Annotated in this window: 18 protein-coding genes, 3 tRNA genes and 1 pseudogene; 11 read left to right on the plus strand and 11 right to left on the minus strand. The window is 63.3% G+C overall.

Features of this window, described 5'->3' with window-relative positions; translation table 11 throughout:
• Window positions 1-23 precede the first annotated feature (23 nt).
• The 5 genes from CAG41_RS21085 to CAG41_RS21105 form a co-directional block, all read right to left on the minus strand.
• Window positions 24-1,598 (minus strand): ABC transporter ATP-binding protein, encoded by a 1,575-nt coding sequence (locus CAG41_RS21085; RefSeq protein ID WP_085632718.1) that lies wholly within the window; start codon window positions 1,596-1,598, stop codon window positions 24-26.
• A gap of 13 nt (window positions 1,599-1,611) precedes the next feature.
• A complete protein-coding gene (locus CAG41_RS21090; RefSeq protein WP_085582547.1) occupies window positions 1,612-2,634 on the minus strand; it encodes an ABC transporter permease in 1,023 nt (340 codons plus the stop codon).
• Window positions 2,634-3,695, minus strand: coding sequence for a microcin C ABC transporter permease YejB (locus CAG41_RS21095; RefSeq protein WP_085582549.1), 1,062 nt, complete (start codon window positions 3,693-3,695; stop codon window positions 2,634-2,636). The genes CAG41_RS21090 and CAG41_RS21095 overlap by 1 nt, the downstream gene beginning before the upstream one ends.
• On the minus strand, window positions 3,695-5,563 hold the full coding sequence (locus tag CAG41_RS21100) for an extracellular solute-binding protein (protein ID WP_085639993.1): 1,869 nt from the start codon (window positions 5,561-5,563) through the stop codon (window positions 3,695-3,697). The genes CAG41_RS21095 and CAG41_RS21100 overlap by 1 nt, the downstream gene beginning before the upstream one ends.
• A 135-nt stretch (window positions 5,564-5,698) precedes the next feature.
• Entirely contained in the window at window positions 5,699-5,980 is a 282-nt protein-coding gene (locus CAG41_RS21105; RefSeq protein WP_085582553.1) for a peptidylprolyl isomerase, read from the minus strand.
• A 399-nt stretch (window positions 5,981-6,379) separates the two neighbouring features.
• On the opposite strand from CAG41_RS21105, the gene CAG41_RS21110 reads away from it, so the two are divergent.
• Window positions 6,380-7,426 carry a hypothetical protein gene (locus tag CAG41_RS21110; RefSeq protein WP_085707438.1) on the plus strand — a complete coding sequence of 349 codons (1,047 nt, stop codon included), beginning with the start codon at window positions 6,380-6,382 and terminating at the stop codon, window positions 7,424-7,426.
• A 58-nt stretch (window positions 7,427-7,484) separates the two neighbouring features.
• Here the strand turns inward: CAG41_RS21110 and CAG41_RS21115 are convergent, their stop codons facing one another.
• Window positions 7,485-8,555, minus strand: a complete 1,071-nt coding sequence (locus CAG41_RS21115; RefSeq protein ID WP_085707439.1) for a 3-deoxy-7-phosphoheptulonate synthase — start codon at window positions 8,553-8,555, stop codon at window positions 7,485-7,487.
• 620 nt (window positions 8,556-9,175) lie between these two features.
• On the opposite strand from CAG41_RS21115, the gene CAG41_RS21125 reads away from it, so the two are divergent.
• The 10 genes from CAG41_RS21125 to CAG41_RS21170 all read left to right on the plus strand — a co-directional run bounded on the left by CAG41_RS21125 (window position 9,176) and on the right by CAG41_RS21170 (window position 15,935).
• Window positions 9,176-9,934 carry a carbon-nitrogen hydrolase family protein gene (locus CAG41_RS21125; RefSeq protein WP_085707440.1) on the plus strand — a complete coding sequence of 253 codons (759 nt, stop codon included), beginning with the start codon at window positions 9,176-9,178 and terminating at the stop codon, window positions 9,932-9,934.
• Window positions 9,935-10,378, plus strand: a complete 444-nt coding sequence (locus CAG41_RS21130) for an N-acetyltransferase (RefSeq protein ID WP_085582562.1) — start codon at window positions 9,935-9,937, stop codon at window positions 10,376-10,378. It abuts the gene before it with no gap.
• A 128-nt stretch (window positions 10,379-10,506) separates the two neighbouring features.
• Window positions 10,507-11,148, plus strand: coding sequence for a UvrY/SirA/GacA family response regulator transcription factor (gene uvrY, locus CAG41_RS21135; protein WP_085582564.1), 642 nt, complete (start codon window positions 10,507-10,509; stop codon window positions 11,146-11,148).
• Window positions 11,149-11,150: 2 nt separating this feature from the next.
• Window positions 11,151-12,974, plus strand: coding sequence for an excinuclease ABC subunit UvrC (gene uvrC / locus CAG41_RS21140; protein WP_085656485.1), 1,824 nt, complete (start codon window positions 11,151-11,153; stop codon window positions 12,972-12,974).
• 32 nt (window positions 12,975-13,006) lie between these two features.
• A complete protein-coding gene (gene pgsA, locus CAG41_RS21145; RefSeq protein WP_085582590.1) occupies window positions 13,007-13,567 on the plus strand; it encodes a CDP-diacylglycerol--glycerol-3-phosphate 3-phosphatidyltransferase in 561 nt (186 codons plus the stop codon).
• A 60-nt stretch (window positions 13,568-13,627) separates the two neighbouring features.
• Window positions 13,628-13,703 (plus strand) — tRNA-Gly (locus tag CAG41_RS21150).
• Between the two features lie 46 nt (window positions 13,704-13,749).
• Window positions 13,750-13,823, plus strand: a tRNA-Cys gene (locus CAG41_RS21155).
• Between the two features lie 194 nt (window positions 13,824-14,017).
• A tRNA-Leu gene (locus CAG41_RS21160) sits at window positions 14,018-14,104 on the plus strand.
• A 369-nt stretch (window positions 14,105-14,473) separates the two neighbouring features.
• Window positions 14,474-15,376: an NAD(P)-dependent oxidoreductase gene (locus CAG41_RS21165; RefSeq protein ID WP_256582629.1), complete on the plus strand. Its 903-nt coding sequence runs from the start codon at window positions 14,474-14,476 to the stop codon at window positions 15,374-15,376.
• A 121-nt stretch (window positions 15,377-15,497) separates the two neighbouring features.
• Window positions 15,498-15,935: a GNAT family N-acetyltransferase gene (locus tag CAG41_RS21170; protein ID WP_085707442.1), complete on the plus strand. Its 438-nt coding sequence runs from the start codon at window positions 15,498-15,500 to the stop codon at window positions 15,933-15,935.
• 8 nt (window positions 15,936-15,943) lie between these two features.
• Here the strand turns inward: CAG41_RS21170 and CAG41_RS21175 are convergent, their stop codons facing one another.
• The 5 genes and pseudogenes from CAG41_RS21175 to CAG41_RS21195 all read right to left on the minus strand — a co-directional run.
• Window positions 15,944-17,797 carry an ABC transporter ATP-binding protein gene (locus CAG41_RS21175; protein WP_085707443.1) on the minus strand — a complete coding sequence of 618 codons (1,854 nt, stop codon included), beginning with the start codon at window positions 17,795-17,797 and terminating at the stop codon, window positions 15,944-15,946.
• A 117-nt stretch (window positions 17,798-17,914) separates the two neighbouring features.
• A complete protein-coding gene (locus CAG41_RS21180; RefSeq protein WP_085707444.1) occupies window positions 17,915-18,844 on the minus strand; it encodes a DUF72 domain-containing protein in 930 nt (309 codons plus the stop codon).
• Window positions 18,845-18,904: 60 nt separating this feature from the next.
• On the minus strand, window positions 18,905-19,381 hold the full coding sequence (locus CAG41_RS21185; RefSeq protein WP_085639967.1) for a hemerythrin domain-containing protein: 477 nt from the start codon (window positions 19,379-19,381) through the stop codon (window positions 18,905-18,907).
• Between the two features lie 197 nt (window positions 19,382-19,578).
• Complete coding sequence (locus CAG41_RS21190; RefSeq protein ID WP_085707445.1) at window positions 19,579-20,160, minus strand: DUF4123 domain-containing protein; 582 nt, start codon at window positions 20,158-20,160, stop codon at window positions 19,579-19,581.
• A pseudogene (locus CAG41_RS21195) lies at window positions 20,157-20,939 on the minus strand (type VI secretion system tip protein VgrG); the annotation flags it as partial. The pseudogene CAG41_RS21195 and the gene CAG41_RS21190, both read right to left, overlap by 4 nt.

Here is a 20,939-nt window from a genome sequence, read left to right on the forward strand (position 1 = left end):
TGAATGCGACACGGTGCACCTGATCACTGAGGATGTGCCGCCGCCAGCAACTCCTTGGTGTACGGATGCTGCGGCGACTCGAACACCTCATGGCTGGCGCCGCGCTCGACCACCTTGCCGTCCTTGATCACGATCATGTCGTGGGCCAGGGCCTTGACCACCGCCAGGTCGTGGCTGATGAACAGGTAGGTCAGGCCGTGCTTTTCCTGAAGCTGGCGGAGCAGGGCGACCACTTGTTTCTGCACGGTGCGGTCGAGGGCCGAGGTCGGCTCGTCGAGCAGGATCAGCGCCGGCTTGAGCACCAGCGCCCGAGCGATGGCGATGCGCTGGCGCTGGCCGCCGGAGAACTCGTGGGGGTAGCGGTGGCGGCTCTCGGGATCCAGGCCCACCTCCTTGAGCACGCGGATCACCTGTTCGTCGCACTCCAGGGCGCTGGACTCGCAGTGCACTTCCAGGCCTTCGCTGATGATCTGCGCCACGGACATCCTCGGGCTCAGGCTGCCGAACGGATCCTGGAACACCACCTGCATCTGCCGGCGCCAGGGCCGCAACTGTTTCTGGTTGAGGCCATCGAGCGGTTCGCCCTGAAAGCGGATGGCACCTTCGGAGTCGAGCAGGCGCAGGATCGCCTGGCCGAGGGTGGACTTGCCGGAGCCCGACTCGCCGACGATGCCCAGGGTCTTGCCGCGCTGGATGTTGAGGCTGATGCCATCCACCGCGCGCAGGTATCTCTTGCGTTGGAACAAACCGCCGCCCACCGCAAAGTCCACCCGCAGGTTGTCCACTTCCAGCACATTCTCACGCTCATCCCGAGGCAAAGCCTCGCCTTCGGGTTCGGCGTTGAGCAACACGCAGCTGTAGGGATGCTGCGGCGCGGTGAACAGGGTTTCGCACGGTGCCTGCTCGACGATCTGCCCGGCCTTCATCACGCACACGCGCTGGGCGATGCTGCGCACCAGGTTGAGGTCGTGGCTGATCAGCAGCAGCGACATGCCCAGGCGCTGCTGCAGGGATTTGAGCAGCAGCAGGATCTTGCGCTGCACGGTCACGTCGAGGGCGGTGGTGGGCTCGTCGGCGATCAGCAGCTCCGGCTCGCAGGCCAGGGCCATGGCGATCATCACCCGTTGCCGTTGGCCGCCGGACAACTGGTGAGGATAGGCCTTGAGCCGTTCCTCGGGTTTCTGGATGCCCACCAGCTCCAGCAGTTCGAGAATGCGCGCCCGGGCCGCCTTGCCGCCCAGGCCCCGGTGCAGCAGCAGGGTTTCGCCGATCTGCTTCTCGATCGTGTGCAAAGGGTTGAGCGAGGTCATCGGCTCCTGAAAGATCATGGCGATGCGGTTGCCCCGCAGATCGCGCAGGGCGGCGGGCTCGGCGCCGACCAGCTCGCGGCCGCGGTAGCGGATGCTGCCGGTGGTGAGGGCTTCGCCTTCGGGGAGCAGCTGCAGGATCGAGTGGGCGGTCACCGACTTGCCCGAGCCCGACTCGCCCACCAGGGCCAGGCACTCGCCGGGGCGGATGTCCAGGCACAGGTCGCGCACCACGGTCTGGCCGCTGAAGGCAACATTGAGGTCACGGATTTCGATCAGGTTGTCAGTCATTTCAGGATCCGCCTCAGGCGCGTGGGTCGAAGGCATCACGCAGTGCCTCGCCGATGAACACCAGCAGTGAAAGGATCAGCGCCAGGGTGAAGAACGCCGTCAGGCCGAGCCACGGCGCTTGCAGGTTCTGCTTGCCTTGGCCGATCAATTCGCCCAGCGAGGCGCTGCCGGCGGGCATGCCGAAACCCAGGAAATCCAGCGCCGTGAGGGTCGAGATCGCCCCGGTCAGGATGAACGGCAGGTAGCTCAAGGTCGCGTTCATCGCGTTGGGCAGGATGTGCCGGAAGATCACCTTGCGGTCGCTCAGGCCCAGTGCCCGTGCGGCCTTGACGTATTCCAGGTTGCGCCCGCGCAGGAACTCGGCGCGCACCACATCCACCAGCGCCAGCCACGAGAACAGCGCCATGATCCCCAGCAGCCACCAGAAGTTCGGCTCGACGAAGCCCGACAGGATGATCAGCAGGTACAGCACCGGAAGCCCCGACCAGACCTCCAGCAGCCGCTGCCCGAGCAAGTCGACCCAGCCGCCGTAGTAACCCTGCAAGGCACCGGCGGCGATGCCGATCAGTGCGCTGACGAAAGTCAGCATCAAGGCGAACAGGATCGACACCCGCGCGCCGAAGATCACCCGGGCCAGCACGTCCCGCGCCTGGTCGTCGGTGCCCAGCCAGTTGACCGTCGTCGGCGGGCTGGGGGCCGGTTTGTTGAGGTCGTAGTTGGGCGTGTCGTCGCTGAACGGGATCGGCGGGAACAGCAGCCAGCCGCCGTCCTTGCGGATGAGTTGCTGCACATAGTCGCTGCGGTAGTCGGCCTGGAACGGCAGTTGGCCGCCGAACTCCTGTTCGGTGTGGCGCTTGAACACCGGGAAGTACCATTGGCCCTGATAGCTGACGACCAGCGGCTTGTCGTTGGCGATCAGTTCGCCGCCCAGGCTCAAGACGAACAGGCCGACGAACAGCCACAGCGACCACCAGCCCCGGCGGTTTTTCTTGAACCGTTGGAAACGGCGGCGCCCCAGAGGCGAGAGCTCGAACATCAGGCGTTCCTCGCGGCGAAGTCGATGCGCGGATCGACGAGGGTGTAGCACAGGTCGCCGACCAGTTTTATCAGCAGGCCGAACAGGGTGAAGATGAACAGCGAGCCGAACACCACCGGGTAGTCCCGCGACACCGCCGCCTCATAACTCATGCGGCCCAGGCCGTCGAGGGAGAAGATCACCTCGATCAGCAGGGAGCCGGCGAAGAACACACTGATGAACGCCTGGGGGATCCCCGACACCACCAGCAGCATCGCGTTGCGGAACACGTGCCCGTACAGCACCCGGCGCTCGCTCAGGCCCTTGGCCCGTGCGGTGACCACGTACTGGCGGGTGATTTCGTTGAGGAACGAGTTCTTGGTCAGAATCGTCAGCGTGGCGAACCCGCCGATCACCAGCGCCGTCACCGGCAGCACCAGGTGCCAGAAGTAGTCGGCGACCTTGCCCAAGGTGGACAGCGACTCGAAATTGTCCGAGACCAGCCCGCGCACCGGGAACCAGTTCAGCGACGTGCCGCCGGCGAACACCACGATCAGGAACATCGCGAACAGGAACGCCGGCATCGCATAGCCGATGATGATCGCGGTGCTGCTCCAGATGTCGAAATGGCTGCCGTGGTGCACCGCCTTGCGGATGCCCAGCGGAATCGACACAAGGTAAGTGATCAGCGTCGCCCACAGGCCGAGGGAAATGGTCACCGGCATCTTCTGCAGGATCAGATCGGTGACCGTGGCGCCGCGGAAGAAGCTCTTGCCGAAATCCAGCTGCGCGTAGTTCTTGAGCATCAGCCACAGGCGCTCATGGGCCGGCTTGTCGAAGCCGTACTGTTTTTCGATGTCCTTGATCAGTTGCGGGTCCAGGCCGCGGCTGGCCCGGGAGGTGCCGCTCATGGTCTCGCCTGAGCCGCCGCCGACTGCGGCGCCGCCGATGCCCTGCAAGTGGGCGATGGCCTGTTCCACCGGGCCGCCGGGGGCGGCCTGGATGATCACGAAATTCACCAGCAGGATGATCACCAGGGTCGGAATGATCAGCAGCAGGCGCCGCAGTATGTAAGCCCACATCAGTGCGGCCCTCCGGGTCTGCCACGGCTGATCTTCTCAGCGGTCATCTCTTGGTTGGTCAACGGCGTGCGGCTGATTTCCCACCAGCTCTCGATGGCCTCGTCGTTGCTGGCCTGCACGGTGGGAATGCCGAAACGGTTCCACCACACCGTGGAGGTGCCGGGCGGGTAATAGTTGGGTATCCAGTAGTAGTTCCATTGCAGCACCCGATCCAGCGCATGGGCGTAGCGCAGCATGTCGGCCTGGGTCGAGGCGCGGATCAGGCCGTTGATCAGGGTGTCCACCGCCGGGTTCTTCAGTGCCATGTAGTTGTTCGCGCCGGGGTCGTTGGCCGACGCCGAGCCGAAATAGTTGAGCAGCTCGCCGCCCGGCGACGTGGTGACCGGGTAACCGGTGACGATCATGTCGTAGTCACGGCTCATCAGGCGGTTGACGTACTGCGAAGAGTCGATGCGGCGGATGCTGAGGTCGATGCCGATCTGCTTCAGCGTGCGCTTGTACGGCAGCAGCAGGCGGTCCATGCCGTTCTGGCTGACCAGGAAGGTGAACGCCAGCGGTTCGCCCTGGGCGTTGACCAACTGGTCGCCGTCCGGTTTCCAGCCGGCCTGCTCCAGCAGTTCCAGCGCCTGGAGCTGCTTGTCGCGGATCAGGCCGCTGCCGTCGGTCTTCGGCGCTTCGAAGACCTGGGTGAACACCTCGTCGGGAATCTGCCCGCGCAGCGGTTCGAGGATCTTCAGCTCGGCGGCGTCCGGCAGTTCGCGGGCGGCCAGGTCGGTGTTGGAGAAGTAGCTCTGCTGGCGGATGTACAGGTTGCGCATCATCTGCCGGTTGCTCCACTCGAAGTCCCAGAGCATGGCCAGCGCCTGACGCACGCGGCGGTCCTGGAACACCGGCTTCTGCAGGTTGAACACGAAGCCTTGGGCCGATTGCGGCGCCTCGGTGGCCAGGTGGGCCTTTTGCAGGCGGCCGTCGCTCAGGGCCGGGCTGTCGTAGCCGATGGAATAGCCAGTGGCGGAGAACTCGCGGTTGTAGTCGTAGGCGCCGCCGCGCAGCACTTGTCGGGCGACGTCGGTGTCGCCGAAGTATTCGATGCTGAAGTGATCGAAGTTGTAGAGCCCGCGGCTCACGGGCAGGTCCTTGCCCCACCAGTCGGGATTGCGCTCGAAGGTGATGCTGCGCCCGGAATCGACCTTGCCGACCCGGTACGGGCCGCTGCCCAACGGCGGCTCGTATCCGCCGCCGCCGGCGAAGTCGCGGCTCTTCCACCAATGCTGCGGAAACACCGGCAGGGTGGCGATGTCCAGCGGCAGGGTGCGGTTTTCGTTGCTCTTGAAGTCGAAGCGCACGGTCAGCGGCGCTTCGACCTCGACACCTTTGACGTCGGCGAACTGGGTGCGGTAGCGCAGGCTGCCCTGGGTCATCAGCAGGTCGTAGGTGTAGCGCACGTCTTCGGCGGTGATCGCCTGGCCGTCGGCGAAGCGCGCCTTGGGGTTGATGAAGAAGCGCAGGGACAGGCCGTCCTCCGAGCGTTCCATCTGTTGCGCGACCAGTCCGTAGACGGTGTAGGGCTCGTCCAGCGAGCGCTGGGCCAGCGGCGAATAGAGCAGGCCGTCGATCTGGGTGACGCCGATGCCTTTGTCGATGTACGGCAGGACATGGTCGAAGTGGCCGATCTCGATGGCCGAGCGGCGCATCGTCCCGCCCTTGGGCGCCTGCGGGTTGGCGTAGTCGAAGTGACTGAAGCCGGCGGGGTACTTGGCCGGCTCGCCATAGACGGTGAGCGCGTGTTGCGGTGCGGCGTCCACACCGGCGGCACCCAGCAGCAGGGCCACGGCAGTGAACATCAAAGTGGGGAAAGCCAGTCGCATTGTCAGCCTTAGAGCCGGGTGATCGATAAGCGCCAGTTGTACGCGAGCGACGGGCCAGTCGCCAGCCGTATCGCACAACCGAAACGCAACGGCCCACCGAAGGGCGGGCCGTTGCACTGCAGACCGGACGGTGGATCAGTCCTGACGGCTGGTGACTTCCAGCAGGTGGTAGCCGAACTGGGTCTTCACCGGGCCTTGCACGGTGTTGACCGGTGCGCTGAACACCACGGTGTCGAATTCCTTGACCATCTGGCCCGGGCCGAACGAGCCCAGGTTGCCGCCGTCGCGGCTGGACGGGCAGGTGGAGTTCTTCTTGGCCACTTCGGCGAAATCGGCGCCGGCTTCGATCTCGGCCTTGAGTTCGTTGCACTTGGCTTCGGTGGAAACCAGGATGTGGCGGGCGGTGGCTCGGGCCATGGGTAACTCTCCAATCAAATCGATAAAGGGTGGAGCCTACCGGATTCGGCGGGCGATTTCTCGGCAATGTTCCGTCCGGCTGTCCGGTGCCTGGGTGTCAAAGGTTAGCCGTTTGCGGACGGATTGCCTGTCGGGCAGGCGGCAGGAGCGGATTCGGCGCGACCTGAGTGCGATTAGAGAGCGTAGGAGGGTTCATCCCTTCTTGAGGCTTGAGTCGGAACAATCGGAAATCCTTTGCCCGGTTTGCTCGATCTCGCCAGCGGATGCCTACCGTGCGTGGCGGCAGTTTCCGGACGCCGTATCGAAAAGCCCCGACATCTCTTTTGTTCCGGACAGCGTTCAATGGGCGGTACACGACGCTTTATCGCAAAGCGGTCAATCCAAGGAGTGGATCGGTAAATGAACATGAATGAATCAATCCTCACGTGCGCCGCGGCCCCGACCTTGCCGGCGCCCGCGGTCGCCCACCTGAATGACGGCATGCTCGATCCGGCCTGGAACAAGGCCGTCGTCACGGTGGCGGCTTACCCCGGCATGACCAACGGCGACAGGCTGGTGCTGCACTGGAGCGGCCTGGACGCCGAAGGCATTCCCGAGGGGCACTCCCTGATCCGTCATGTCAGCCGGCAACAAGTGGGGTGCGACGTGGTGTTCGTCATCAAGGGTGACCGCATCGCCGCGCTGGAGGGTGGCAGCGCGCAGGTGCACTGGACGCTTCACCGCGCCCGGCACAGTGAGACGGTCTCGTCCGAGCGGCTGCCGTTGCTCATCGGCGAGCCGCAAGGCGGGCTGCTTGCGCCGATCGTCGAGGAAGCCGTCGGTGGTGCCCTCGATCCTGATCGGGTGCCCGAGGGAACCCCCGTCACGATTCGCCCATACCCCGCCATGGCCGAAGGCGACTGCATTCAGCTGTCCTGGCAAGGTGAAACGGGGCAGGTGGAGGACACCTTGACCGTAGCGCCGGCTTCAGTGGGGGCACCGCTTTCTCTGTGGATCGCCCATGACAGGATCGCAGCGTCCTTGGGCGAGGAGGTCACCGTCAGTTACCGGGTAGAACAGAAGCAGGGAAAGGTTAGACAGTCGGAGACGACCCGGATCAAGGTCGCGCCGTTGGTGCGGGAACCGCTGGCCGTTCCACTGGTGGTGGGCGCCGAAGGCGGTGTGCTTGACGTGGAAGAGACCCTTGACGGCATCACCGTGGTGATCGGCAACGCACAGGCCGAAAACGGTGAGCTGGTGTACCTGCGATGCGACGGCGAACACTTCAACCATCGCGACTATCGGGAAATCACCCCGGAATCGGCCTGGCAGTCCTTGGACTTCATCGTGCCGTACCGGTTCTGGAGAGAACATCGAGGCACCGTGGTGCGTGTTTCCTACTCGGTCGAACGGCTGGACGATGTCAGTCAAGAGTCTGAGGTGGCGTGGGTGCAGATCAGCGCGTAGCCGGGCGTGGGCACAGGCCTTCCGGTTCATGGCGATCCGGAAGGCTGTCGTTGCCGGTCTACGCCTGATTGCGCAAACGTTCTGCGGCCTGCAGCAGAAGCTGTTCCGTTGGGATGAAGCCCAAGCAACCGTCAGTGATCGAAACGCCGTAACGCAAGGTTCCGCTCAAGGGTTGGCAGCCGTCGAACAAATGGGACTCCAGCATCATGCCGATCAATGCGCGGTTGCCTTGCAGGCGCTGTTCGAGCACGTCGTTGAACACGGCGGGCTGACGCAGGGGATCCTTGCCGCTGTTGGCGTGGCTGCAATCGACCATGATTCGGCCCGAAACCGGCTGGCGGGCGAGGGCAGTCTGGATCTCGGCAACGCTGTCGCGGTCGAAGTTCGGCCCTTTGTGGCCTCCGCGAAGCACCAGGTGGGTGTCGGGATTGCCTGGGGTCTGGACGACGGCCGGGTGGCCCTGGCTGTCGATGCCGAAATGCCGGTGGCCATGGGCGGCGGAGCGCATGGCATCCACGGCGATGGCGACGCCGCCGTCCGTGCCGTTCTTGAAGCCGACCGGCATGGGCAGGCCGCTGACCATCTCCCGGTGGATCTGCGATTCGGTGGTGCGTGCACCGATGGCGGCCCAGCTGAGCAGGTCGTCGAAGTAGCCGGCGGCCATGGGTTGCAGCAATTCGGTGGCGATGGGCAGACCCAGGCGGATCATCTCCAGCATCAGTTCGCGCGAGAGCGTCAGGCCGCCGGCCATGTCGTCGCTGCCGTCCAGGCGCGGATCGTAGGCCAGACCTTTCCAGCCGACCGTGGTACGGGGCTTTTCGACGTAGGCGCGCATCACCAGCAGCATCTGGTCGCTGACGTCGTGGCTCAAGCGAGCGAGCTTTTCGGCGTATTCGAGGGCGGAGCGGGGATCGTGAATCGAGCAGGGCCCGACAATGACCAGCAAACGGTGGTCTTCACCGTCGAGAATGGCGCGGACCGCCTGGCGGTGGGCGGCGACTTGCTGGCTCAGGACATTGCCGAGGGGCAACTGCTGCTTGAGCTGCAACGAGGTGGGCAGGCGCAGGGTCAGCGATTCGTTGGCGGAATCGAGGGTGGACAGCGGCAACGCAGAAACGGACGAGTTCATATTCAAGCTTCCTGGGCGAGTGGCGGGTGCTTCCCGCGCACTCGTCCCTACTGGGGTGTTCGACAAGGGGCCGTATTGGCTTCGAGTGTGTGCTTGCCACCTTGGGGTGACCGATCGGAGGCGGCAGGCTGTCCCGAGCGGAGGCTGGTAAATCGCCAGGCGGTAAAACTGTCGTAGCGGTAATAGGTGGCGTAGTTCATGTCGTGATTCCTCAAAAGTGTCTGGTGTGTCGCGGAAAAAGGTTTGGGCCTGAAAAACAAAACCCCCGGTCGGGAGGCCGACCGGGGGTTGAGAATTCTCTGGTGGGCGACCCGTTCATATGGGCGCCATGTGGGTATCAGGCGCGCCAGTGGCTAAACCAATACCCAAAATAAAAACCGGCCGGAGCGCAGACGTCAGCCGACCGGGCAGCGGCAACCGAGCGCAGGGCGCTGGCGGTGTCGAGCTGGGAAGGGACGTTGAACATGGTGTGTCTCCGTTAGGTTGGGGCCGAGCTTACTAGAGGCCTGTGCGGCTCAGCAATCAGAAATTGCTATCGCAGGTTCCGTCAGTCTCTATCGCTTGAGTGCAGTCGATGTTGTGACACACTCTGGCATCGAGCCAATTCCCAAGGACAAACCATGTCAGATCTGACGATCGCCGCCGCCCAGTCCGTTTCCGTGAAAGGCGATCTGTGCGCCAACATTGCGCGCCACTGCGGCTTCATCCGGCAGGCCGCCGATCAGGGCGTGGAGCTGCTGGTCTTTCCGGAGCTGTCGCTCACCGGGTACGAGGGCGCGCTGGCCGCCGGGCTGGCCGTCGATCCCCAGGACGCCGTGCTGCAACCGTTGCGCGATCTCGCCCGCGAGCTGAGGGTGACCGCGGTGGTCGGCATGCCGATTCGGCTGCAGCCGCACGGTCCGGTGCTGATCGGCGCCTTGGTGCTGGGTGCTGACGGTTCGCTGGGCATCTACGGCAAGCAGCACCTGCATACGGGCGAGGATCGCTATTTCGCGCCGGGCCAGGGCGGTGCGGCATTGACGATCGGCGGCGAGACCGTCGCGCTGGCCGTCTGCGCCGACTTCACCCATGCCAGCCATGCTGCAACGGCCCGACGGCTGGGCGCGCAGTGTTATGCCGCCGGTGTGCTGATCAGCGAAAAGGGCTATGGGCCCGACAGTGCCATGTTGCAAGGCTACGCCCGTGAGCATGGGATGACGGTGCTGATGGCCAACCATGGCGGCGAGACCGGCGGATGGCAGTCGGCCGGGCGCAGCGCCATCTGGGCCGAAGATGGCGCCCTGGTCGTTGCGGCGCCCGGTGCCGGAAGCTGCCTGGTCGTCGCCCGGCGCCGGGCCGGCGTATGGCAAGGGCAGGTCACCGCTGTGCCGGAGGTCTGAATGGCGTTTGAGCGACGGCCGGCAAGCCCCGCCGATCTGGCGTTCGCCCGGGAACTCACCTGCCGGAACATGCTGCGTTACTACATTCAGTACGATCTGCTGTGGCAGGACGAAGGGTTCGACGCGGGCTGGGCGGGGCGTGAGAGCTGGCTGATCGTGCATGACGGGGTGACATCCGGCTTTTTCAGCCTGAGCCGCGATGCGCGGGCGATCTATATTCGTGAGTTGCAGGTTGTCGAAGCCCACCGTCGCCAGGGTGCCGGCGCCTGGGCAATCGGTCAGGTTGCTGCGATGGCGCGTCAGGAACGGCGCCCGGCCGTGCGCCTGACCGTGTTCAAGAGCAATCCGGCCCGGAACTTGTATGAAAGACAGGGATTTGCCGTGCAGGGCGAGGACGAGTGTTTCCTGCGGATGGAATTGGATCCGAGTACGCTTGTGCTCTGAAACGCAGGCCCGGCAAGGGCTGGATGAAAAATTGAAACTTTTTATCTTCGGCTTTTCGCTAGGTCTGTCCGGTACTTTTTTGCTAAGGTGTCCGGCAACTCAATAAGACCGTTTCGCGAGGTGTCTGCTTGATTAGGGTGCTAGTGGTCGATGACCATGATCTCGTTCGTACAGGCATTACACGGATGCTGGCCGATATCGATGGCCTGCAGGTGGTTGGCCAGGCCGAGTCCGGGGAAGAGTCCCTGATCAAGGCCCGGGAACTGAAGCCCGATGTGGTGCTGATGGACGTCAAGATGCCCGGCATCGGCGGCCTGGAAGCCACGCGCAAGCTGCTGCGCAGCCATCCGGACATCAAGGTGGTCGCGGTGACCGTGTGCGAGGAAGACCCGTTTCCGACGCGGTTGCTCCAGGCAGGGGCCGCCGGTTACCTGACCAAGGGCGCGGGCCTTGCGGAAATGGTGCAGGCCATTCGCCTGGTGTTCGCCGGTCAGCGCTACATCAGCCCGCAGATTGCCCAGCAACTGGCGATCAAGTCCTTTCAGCCCACCAACGACTCGCCGTTCGACGCCCTGTCCGAGCGTGAGATCCAGATCGCGTTGATGATCGTCGGTTGTCAGAAGGTTCAGATCATTTCCGACAAGCTGTGCCTGTCGCCCAAAACCGTCAACACCTACCGTTACCGCATCTTCGAGAAGCTTTCGATCAGCAGCGATGTCGAGCTGACGCTGCTGGCGGTTCGTCACGGCATGGTGGACGCCAGCCTCTGACCATGGCCGACCCATTCGATTCCGGCGCCTTCCTGTCGACCGTCAGCGGGCGCCCCGGCGTGTACCGCATGTTCGACAGCGACGCGCGCCTGCTGTACGTCGGCAAGGCCAAGAACCTGAAAAAGCGCTTGGCCAGCTATTTCCGCAAGACCGGCCTCGCACCGAAGACCGCTGCGCTGGTGGGCCGCATCGCCCAGGTCGAGACGACCATCACCGCCAACGAAACCGAGGCGCTGCTGCTTGAGCAGACGCTGATCAAGGAATGGCGGCCGCCGTACAACATCCTGTTGCGCGACGACAAGTCCTATCCCTACGTGTTCCTGTCGGACGGCCCGTTTCCGCGGCTGAGCATCCATCGCGGCGCCAAGAAGGCCAAGGGCAAGTACTTCGGCCCCTATCCCAGCGCCGGCGCGATCCGCGAAAGCCTCAGCCTGCTGCAGAAGACGTTCTTCGTCCGTCAGTGCGAGGACAGCTACTACAAAAACCGCACCCGTCCGTGCCTGCAGTACCAGATCAAACGTTGCAAGGCACCTTGCGTCGGGCTGGTCGAGCCGCAGGTGTACGCCGAAGACGTGCGCCACTCGGTGATGTTCCTTGAAGGGCGCAGCCATGCGTTGACCAATGAGCTGTCCACGGCGATGGAAGAGGCGGCGATCAATCTGGAGTTCGAACATGCGGCCGAGCTGCGTGACCAGATAGCGCTGCTGCGCCGGGTTCAGGACCAGCAGAGCATGGAGGGCGGCACCGGCGACATCGATGTCATCGCCGCCTTCGTCAACCCGGGCGGCGCATGCGTGCACCTGATCAGCGTGCGGGGCGGGCGGGTGCTGGGCAGCAAGAACTTCTTTCCCCAGGTCGGGATCGAGGAGGATGTCTCCGAGGTCATGTCGGCGTTCCTGGGCCAGTATTTCATCAGCAGCCCGGAGCGCGACCTGCCGAGCGAGCTGATCGTCAACGTGATGCACGACGACTTCCCGGCGCTGATCGAGGCGATCCACACGCTGCGCGGCCGGGAGCTGACCATCAGCCACCGTGTGCGCGGCACGCGGGCGCGCTGGCAGCAACTGGCGGTGACCAACGCGGAGCAGGCCCTGGGCGCGAGGCTGGCCAACCGGCAGCATGTCGCCGCACGCTTCGAGGCCTTGGCCGATGTGCTGAACCTGGACGAACCGCCGCAGCGCCTGGAGTGCTACGACATCAGCCATTCCAGCGGCGAGGCCACCGTCGCCTCCTGCGTGGTGTTCGGCCCCGAGGGGGCGATCAAGTCGGACTACCGGCGCTACAACATCGAAGGCGTGACGGCCGGTGACGATTATGCCGCCATGCACCAGGCCCTGACCCGGCGCTTCAGCAAGCTGAAGGAGGGGGAGGGCAAGCTGCCGGACATCCTGCTGGTGGACGGCGGCAAGGGGCAGCTGTCGATGGCCCGCGATGTGCTCAACGAACTGGCCGTGCCGGACCTGATCCTGCTCGGGGTGGCCAAGGGTGCGACCCGCAAGGCGGGTTTCGAGACTTTGTATCTGAATGATGCGGCGCATGAGTTCACCTTGCGCGGCGACTCGCCGGCGCTGCACCTGATCCAGCAGATCCGCGACGAGGCCCACCGGTTTGCGATCACCGGCCACCGGGCCCGGCGCGGCAAGGCCCGGCGCACCTCGACGCTGGAAGGTGTCGCCGGGGTGGGGCCGACCCGCCGCCGCGACTTGCTGAAACATTTTGGTGGATTGCAGGAGCTGTCTCGTGCAAGCATCGAAGAAATCGCCAAAGCACCGGGCATCAGCAAAAAGCTTGCAGAGTCGATTTATGCGAACCTGCATAGTGAGTAATATGCCCATTCACCTCGTAGCCAGTTGTGTCGATGAATATCCCGAACCTGATCACCGTACTCCGCGTCCTGCTCATCCCGATCTTCATTCTGCTGTTCTATTTGCCTTACCAGTGGAGCTACCTGGCCTCGAGCTCGGTGTTCGCCTTCGCTGCGGCAACCGACTGGCTTGACGGGTACCTGGCTCGCCGCCTGAAGCAAAGCACACCGTTCGGGGCGTTCCTCGATCCGGTGGCGGACAAGCTCATGGTGGCGGTAGCCCTGGTGCTGCTGGTGCAGGAACACGGCAACTTCTGGCTGACGCTGCCGGCCGCCGTCATCATCGGCCGCGAAATCGTCGTCTCGGCACTGCGCGAGTGGATGGCGGAACTGGGCGCCCGCGCCCATGTCGCCGTCTCGAACCTGGGCAAATGGAAAACCGCCGCGCAGATGCTCGCGCTGGTGATCCTGCTGGCCAACCCGAAGGACTTCAGCTTCTGGGTCCTGCTGGGCTATGCGTTGCTGATGGTCTCCGCCGGCCTGACGCTGTGGTCGATGGTTCAGTACCTGCGGGCTGCCTGGCCGCACCTGAAGACCGATGTGGAAAAAAAATAAAACTTTTTTGAATCAAAGGGTTGACGGCGCTTCTTAAATCTATAGAATGCGCCACACCAAGCGGGAATAGCTCAGTTGGTAGAGCACGACCTTGCCAAGGTCGGGGTCGCGAGTTCGAGTCTCGTTTCCCGCTCCAATTTGTACACGTTTGTTGTTGTGCTACTAGACAGCAAATGTTTTGAGGCCGAGTAGCAAAATGGTTATGCAGTGGATTGCAAATCCACCTACGCCGGTTCGATTCCGACCTCGGCCTCCACTTTAAATAAGCTCCGTAGATCCATGATTTACGGAGCTTTTTTATTTTCAGCGCTGGCAACATTCAGACCTGAAAACGGCTTATGCCAACTTGCTTCACAGGGAAGTGATGTATATATTTCCCCGTCTGCTGTGCAACCGCTCTTTCTGCCGAACCGGGAGAAGGGCAAAGACACACAGCGACACCGCGCTACCGCCCGAATGGCGAAACTGGTAGACGCATGGGACTTAAAATCCCCCGCTCGTAAGGGCGTGCCGGTTCGATTCCGGCTTCGGGCACCATACAAATCAAAGGCTTGCGTGAGATTTCTCACGCAAGCCTTTTTGTTTTTGTTCCGCAAAAAAGAACGTGTTTCCACAATTCACTTCGTAAGCCTGACTTTTTCCGGCTGCCAGGCTGTGGACATCATTCGCCAACGATCGCTTCAAAAATACCCATGTGGTCGCACTCCGCCGACGTAGCCGATGCGCATTGGGTATGAATGTACCAGCCTACCTCGCCCGTTAAAGCGTAAGTACTTGATTCCCATCCTCTGCCTTGATCCGTTGAGATCTGGCACATCGCTTGCTTTTTATCATCTGACTTGATCGGTTGATCATGTTCAGCAACTCCGTAACCACAGAGCATGCATAGACAAAGGGGACAATATCGTGCGCGACAGTGGCAACTCTCAATCCGGCTTTGATGTGTCCGTCCTGGGCCTTGGGGCTATGGGGACGATTATGGTGCGGGCGTTTCTCAAGCAAGGGAAACGCGTGGCGGTCTGGAATCGTTCGCCAGGCAAGGCTGAGACGCTCGTCGCCGCCGGCGCCCACCTCTGTGAGTCTGCAGAAGCCGCCCTGGCGGCGAGCCCCGTTGCAGTGCTCGTGCTTTTGGACGACGCCGCAGTACACGAGCTTCTTGGGGCGGATGGCATGAGTCGTGCGCTCGACAACCGTACTATCGTCAATTTCTCAACGGGCTCGAGAGAGGACGGCCTGTCGCTTCAGGCACTCGTCAATCGCGCGGGCGGCCGTTACGTCAAAGGCATGATCGTGGCGTATCCGCGCAATGTCGGGAATCCCGAAAGCTATTGCATCTACACCGGCGAGCATGATGCTTTCGAGCAACACCGAGAGTTACTGAAAGCGCTCAGCGGAAACGCGGTGTTTCTTCCCTGGGACGAAGCGCTGGCGTTTGCGACCATGCTCCACGCGTACTCATTTGCCGCGATGGTCGCCTTTTACGAAGCCGTAGGCGCGAGCCGGCCTTTTGGAATGTCCGCCGCGAAGACGGCTCGGCTTCTGTCCGATGCTTCGCGGTTTTTCGTCTCCGATGCGCTTTCAGACGCAGTGCGCCGGATCGAGGAGCAAGATTTCGCGGGCGATCAGGCGACGCTCGATGTGCACGTAGGCGCGTTCGGGTACATTGCCGAGTCTATGCACGCGTGCGGTGCCCGTACCCCGCTCTTCGACGCTGTGTGCCAACTGGCCCAGCGCGCGCAATCCATGGGGCATGGCGACCAGGACGTATCGGCCATCGCCCAATCATTCATGGCCGAGGCTGTCGACTGAGCCCCTGGTGGCTCGGCAGGAGGCTTGAGTCGGAGAAGGGTACATGGCCATGACGGGATGACCGGGAAATGGCCATGTCTCCATCATTTGCCGGCGCCTATCCAACCGGAGGGAAACGATCATGCACAGGGTCATCAGGCAAGCGTTACCGGGCGATCTGGAGAGCCTCTACCGCCTCGATCCGCTGGCGGCAAGCGATGCCGGCCGCCGCGCATTGATCGAAACGGCCGTGGGCTCGTCCGAGTGCTGGGTTGCCCTCGGATCCCATGATGCGAGCGCTCCGGTTGGCTATGGCTGCCTGAACCGGGGCTTCTTCGGGCAATGGTTCATTTCGCTGGTGATGGTTTCCGGCGCCCACCGGCGCTCCGGGGTCGGGCGGCAGATCGTGGCCCATTTGGAGCGCATCACAGGCGCTGAGAAGATCTTCACGTCAACCAATGCGTCGAACGGCCCCATGCGCCAGTTGTTGGCGCAGTCCGGGTTTCAGGCGAGCGGCGTCGTCGAGAATCTCGATCCGGGCGACCCGGAACTGATTTTTGTGAAGTTCCTGAGCCGCTGATCGCTCATCTATTCCATCGCCTGCGCCAACCCTTGGTCTTCACCCAGGAACCCACCGCTCTGATGCTGCCAAAGCCGGGCATAGATGCCGTTCCGCTCGAGCAGTTCGGCGTGGGTGCCTTGTTCGACGATACGTCCCTCGTCCATGACAATCAGGCGATCCATGGCCGCGATGGTGGACAGCCGGTGGGCGATGGCGATGACGGTCTTGCCCTGCATCATCTCGTCGAGGCTTTCCTGGATGGCGACTTCGACTTCCGAATCCAGGGCGCTCGTGGCCTCGTCGAGCAACAGGATCGGGGCGTTCTTCAGCATCACGCGGGCAATTGCGATGCGCTGGCGCTGGCCGCCGGACAGCTTGATGCCGCGCTCGCCCACCAGTGTGTCGTAGCCGGTGTGGCCTTGCCGGTCGCTCAGCTGGCGGATGAAACCATCGGCCTGGGCGTTGGCTGCGGCCAGGTGGATTTGCTCATCGGTCGCGTCCGGGCGGCCGTAGGCGATGTTGTCGCGGATGGAGCGATGGAGCAGGGAGGTGTCTTGCGTGACCATGCCGATGGCGCTGCGCAGGCTGTCCTGGGTGACCTTGGCGATGTTCTGCCCGTCGATGCGGATCTCGCCGCTGTCGACGTCATGGAAACGCAGCAGCAGATTGATCAGCGTGGACTTGCCGGCGCCGGAGCGGCCCACCAGGCCGATCTTTTCGCCGGGACGGATGCTCAGGCTCAATCCGTCGAACACCTGGCGCTCGCCGTTGTAGGTGAAACGCACCTTGTCGAAGGTCACCGCGCCGCCGAAGGGCACCAGCACGCCGGCGTTCGGCGCATCTTGCACCTTAGGTCCGCGGGTCAGGGTGGCCATGCCGTCTTGAACGGTGCCGATGTTTTCGAACAGCGACGTCATTTGCCACATGATCCAATGCGACATGCCATTGATGCGCAACGCCATGGCGGTGATGGCGGCGACCGCCCCGGTGCCGACCTCGCCGTGGTGCCACAGCCACAGCGAATAACCGCCGGCGCCGAGTATCAGCGCCACCACCAACGCCTGGTTGACGATCTCGAACTGGCTGACCAGGCGCATTTGGCGAAACCCGGTCTGCTTGAAGTCCTCCATCGCCGCGCGGGCGAAATGGGCCTCCCGTTTGGAGTGGGAGAACAGCTTGACGGTGGTGATGTTGCTGTAGGCGTCCGAAACCCGTCCTGTCATCGAAGACCGGGCATGGGCCTGCTCCTGTCCGACTTGCCCCAGGCGCGGCACGAAATACAGCATGGCCAGCCCGAACAGGGCCACCCACGCGATGAACGGCAGCATGAGCTTGAGATCGAAGCCGCCGGCCAGGGCGATGATCGCAATGAAGTAGACCCCGATGCCGGGGGCGATTTCGATGACGGTGAACAAGACTTCCCGCACGGACAACGCCGTCTGCATCACCTTGGTCGTGACACGGCCGGCGAACTCATCGGCGAAGAATGAAAGGCTCTGGCGCAGCATCAGCCGGTGGAAGTCCCAGCGCAGTCTCAGCGGCAGATTGATCGCCAGTATCTGGTGCTGCACCATCGTGCGCAGGGCCACCAGCCCGACGCTGGTGAGCAGCACGATGCCGATGCCCCACAGCACTTGCGTTTCCTGGTCGCTCACCGCGCCGCCGGCCTGCCAGGTGGCGAGCAGATCCACCACTTGCCCGAGGAAGGCGAACAGCCAAGCCTCGTACACCGACACGCCGGCGCTCAGCAGGGCGAGCGCAAGGACATAGCCCCGGGCGCCGTGCGTGCAGGCCCACAGGAAACGGGCCAGGCCTACCGGCGGAGGCGGTGCCTCATCGGGTGGGAAAGGATCCAGCATTCGTTCAAACACGCGAAGCATTGTGGCCTCCGAAGGCGTCAAGATGAGGGGATTGTGCCATTGCGCGGTGGTCTTGAGGGTAGACGTTCAAGGATGGAGGCCAAGGGATCGGCATTGCGCCGACGCAGGGCCGCGGCCTCATGAGAGCGTGGGATCGTCGTCCGGCAACTTGCCGGGCGTGACGGACAACTGACCGGCCAGGTCGAGCATCTGCAGCAGCCGGTAGGCGTCATAGGGGGCCCGCACCTTGATGTCGTTGTCGAAATAGCAGAAGACATCCCGCGACCTGCGCCGCCTGCCAGCCTTGTGCTGCACCAGCCGGGCGTCGTCGGGCTGCTTTCCCTGACGCCAGAGATCGATGCGTTCACGCCAGCGCTTCAGGGCCTTTTCCGAATACCCGCTGCTGTATAGCTTCTTGTCGCCATGCAGTCGCAGGTAGACGAAGTCGCCGGTCAGGTCTTCGATGCAGGGCCACTTGCCGGCGGTGTCGGCCACCACCAGCGCAACGCCATGCCGGCGTAACAGGTCAATGAAGGCCGGGGACAGGAAACTGTCGTTGCGGATTTCCACCGCGTGGCGCATGGCCAATCCGGCGGTGCTCTCCAGGTAGCCTTCTTTGTGCAGGCGTTCCTGGCTGTGTTTCGCCAGGCGCTTGGCGGCGTTGCTGGTGTGGGGCAATTGCCGGAGAAATTCGTCGAACAGGGTTTCGTCGAACTTGAAGCTGGGCGGAAACTGCCACAAGATCGGCCCCAGCTTACGGCGCAGCGCGAGCACACCTGACGCAAAGAAGTTGGCCAAAGGCTCTTCGATGTCCCGCAGGCGTTTGACGTGGGTGATGAAGCGGGGCGCCTTGACGCTGAACACGAAGCCGTCCGGGGTCTGCTGCGCCCATTGCGCGTACCGCTCGGGCGTTTGCAGGGCATAGAACGAGCCGTTGATTTCGATGCTGTTGACGGCCCGCGAAGCGTAGGCGAGTTCTTTCCTTTGAATAAGGCCTTCGGGATAGAAATCGCCTCGCCAAGGGGCATAGCGCCAGCCTGATAGGCCGATGCGCACATCACTGCCCATCCTCAGCCCCCTTTGCTGCCGGATCGTCCTGGACGATGACGGAGCGTTCGCGACTTAGGCTCATGCCGCAACGTGCTCGGTGGCCATCTCTTTCTTGAGCTTGCCTTTCAGGGTTTCCATCTCCACGCCCAGCTCATCCAGCGCGGCTTTGCCCAGAAGTTTTCTGGCCTGGGGAAACATTTCCTTTTCCTCTTCTTCGATGTGATGCTCCAGCAGCTCGCGCACCACCTTCACTCGGCCGGCGAATTCGGGCGTTCCTGGGTCGGTGGCTTTGAGGTCGGGCAACACCAGGCTATCGACGGTGCGGTGTTCCTCCTTGGCTTCGAAATACATCACGTCCTGTTCTTTGCTGCCGGCCTGCTTGAAGGCCGGATAGAGGATGTCCTCTTCCAGGCGCGTATGGATGGAGATTTCCGTCTCCAGTTTGCTCAGCAGTTCGGTGCGTTTTTTCAAGGCCCGCTCCGTCGATTCGCTCAAGCGAGCGAGGATGTCCTTGACGCGTTCGTGGTCGGCTTTAAGGAGGTCGATGGCGTTCATGGCGCTTACCCTATGGTGGTGGATGGATCACAGGCGTGATTGCTGATTCATCGCACAGGGCGTGCCAAACCGGCGCTGAGGAAAGCGGCAAGCGAATCAGTGGGTTGCAGGCTCCAGTCGCAAAGGGCCTTCATGCAGCCTGCATGAAACGCGGCGAACGGGCATTGCAGATTACGGACGCTGAGCGGCCGCCCGCTTCATTTGAACGACGGCAGCGCACGCACATGCCCGCCGGCATCGGCAGAGGCAACGGCTGGATAGGCAATCAGCGAACCGGGCGTTGCGGTTTCCGCGATGAACCGCCTGCAAGGGCCGAAGAGCGCGGAACGTTCCTCCGGCAGGCAGGTGGGCAAGTACGCGCGCAGCACCCTCGGATCGTAAAAGCGGAACACCAGCGGGTTGCCTGTGAAATCCTCGACCTTGAGCAAGGTTCGAAAGTGACGTCGTAACTGGCGAAGGGAGACGTCCGCCGGCGCAACGACAAAATAGCCCCAACTGGCTCCCCAGCCGGCATCCAGCAGTGCGCCGGTGAACGGCTGGTGCGGATCGAGATGAACCAGGTAGGGGGCGACGGCGGACAGCGCCGGTTCGAGCTTGCCGGCATACAGGCAGGTGAATTCCGCCCCGCTTGAACGGACCATGGGTTCGATCCGTTCGTCTCGGCCACCGTCGAGCAAGGCGTAGACCTGCGGTGCGCCGGGGTGAACGCCCTCGTGCCACAACTCGCCCATGAGCCATGTCATCAGACCCAGATCCAACTCAGGCAGGGCGTTGGTCATGAGCAGACCTCACAGAAAGGCGTGCCGTTTTCGGCCGCACGCTTGAGGGTCAGGGCCTGGCTGTTCTGGCGTTGAAGGCGGGCCTGCTTGCGTTCGGCGATCGTGGGGGCAGGTAAAGGCGCCTCGGGCGGCCCGGCAACCGTGGCGGGCTTCAGCAGTTGCCCGTTTTTATCCCGGTCCGCTGCCCACGGGATGACGGGCGCCAGGATCGCAATCCCGCTTCCCACCCCCGGCGCCCCGCCGGTATTGGCCTTCACCTCGGCCCCGCTGATGGTCACCCCACCCGCATCCACCTTCACGAAACTGCCGCCGGCCTTGGCCGTCAGTTCCATGCCGCCCTCGACCACGACCTTTTCGCCGGCGTGGTAGTGGATCTCGGTGCCGGCCTCGACGAACTGTCCGGTGCCGACCTTGACGTGCCGGGTCACTGCGACGGTGAGGTGGTCATCGGCGCGCATTTCGCTCTTGCGGTCCAGGTGGGTGATGCGGTGTTCCTCGACCTTGAACTCGCTGTAGGCGTTGGCCTCGACGGTGTCGTGCCGTTCGTTGCCGATGCGGATCCTTTGGTCGTGCTCGATGTTCTCGTCCCAGTCGCGCTGGGCGTGCAGGTAGATCTGCTCGGCGCCCTTGCGGTCTTCGATGCGCAGCTCGTTGTAGCCCTTGCCGCCGGGGGAGCTCAAGGTCTTGAAGGTGCTGCGGGTCTTGTTCGCGGGCAGGTCGTAGGGGACGACGTTTTCCTTGTGGTACAGGCAGCCGGTGACCAGCGGCTGGTCGGGGTC

The sequence above is a fragment of the Pseudomonas sp. B35(2017) genome, assembly GCF_002113645.1.
Lineage (GTDB): Bacteria > Pseudomonadota > Gammaproteobacteria > Pseudomonadales > Pseudomonadaceae > Aquipseudomonas > Aquipseudomonas ekonensis.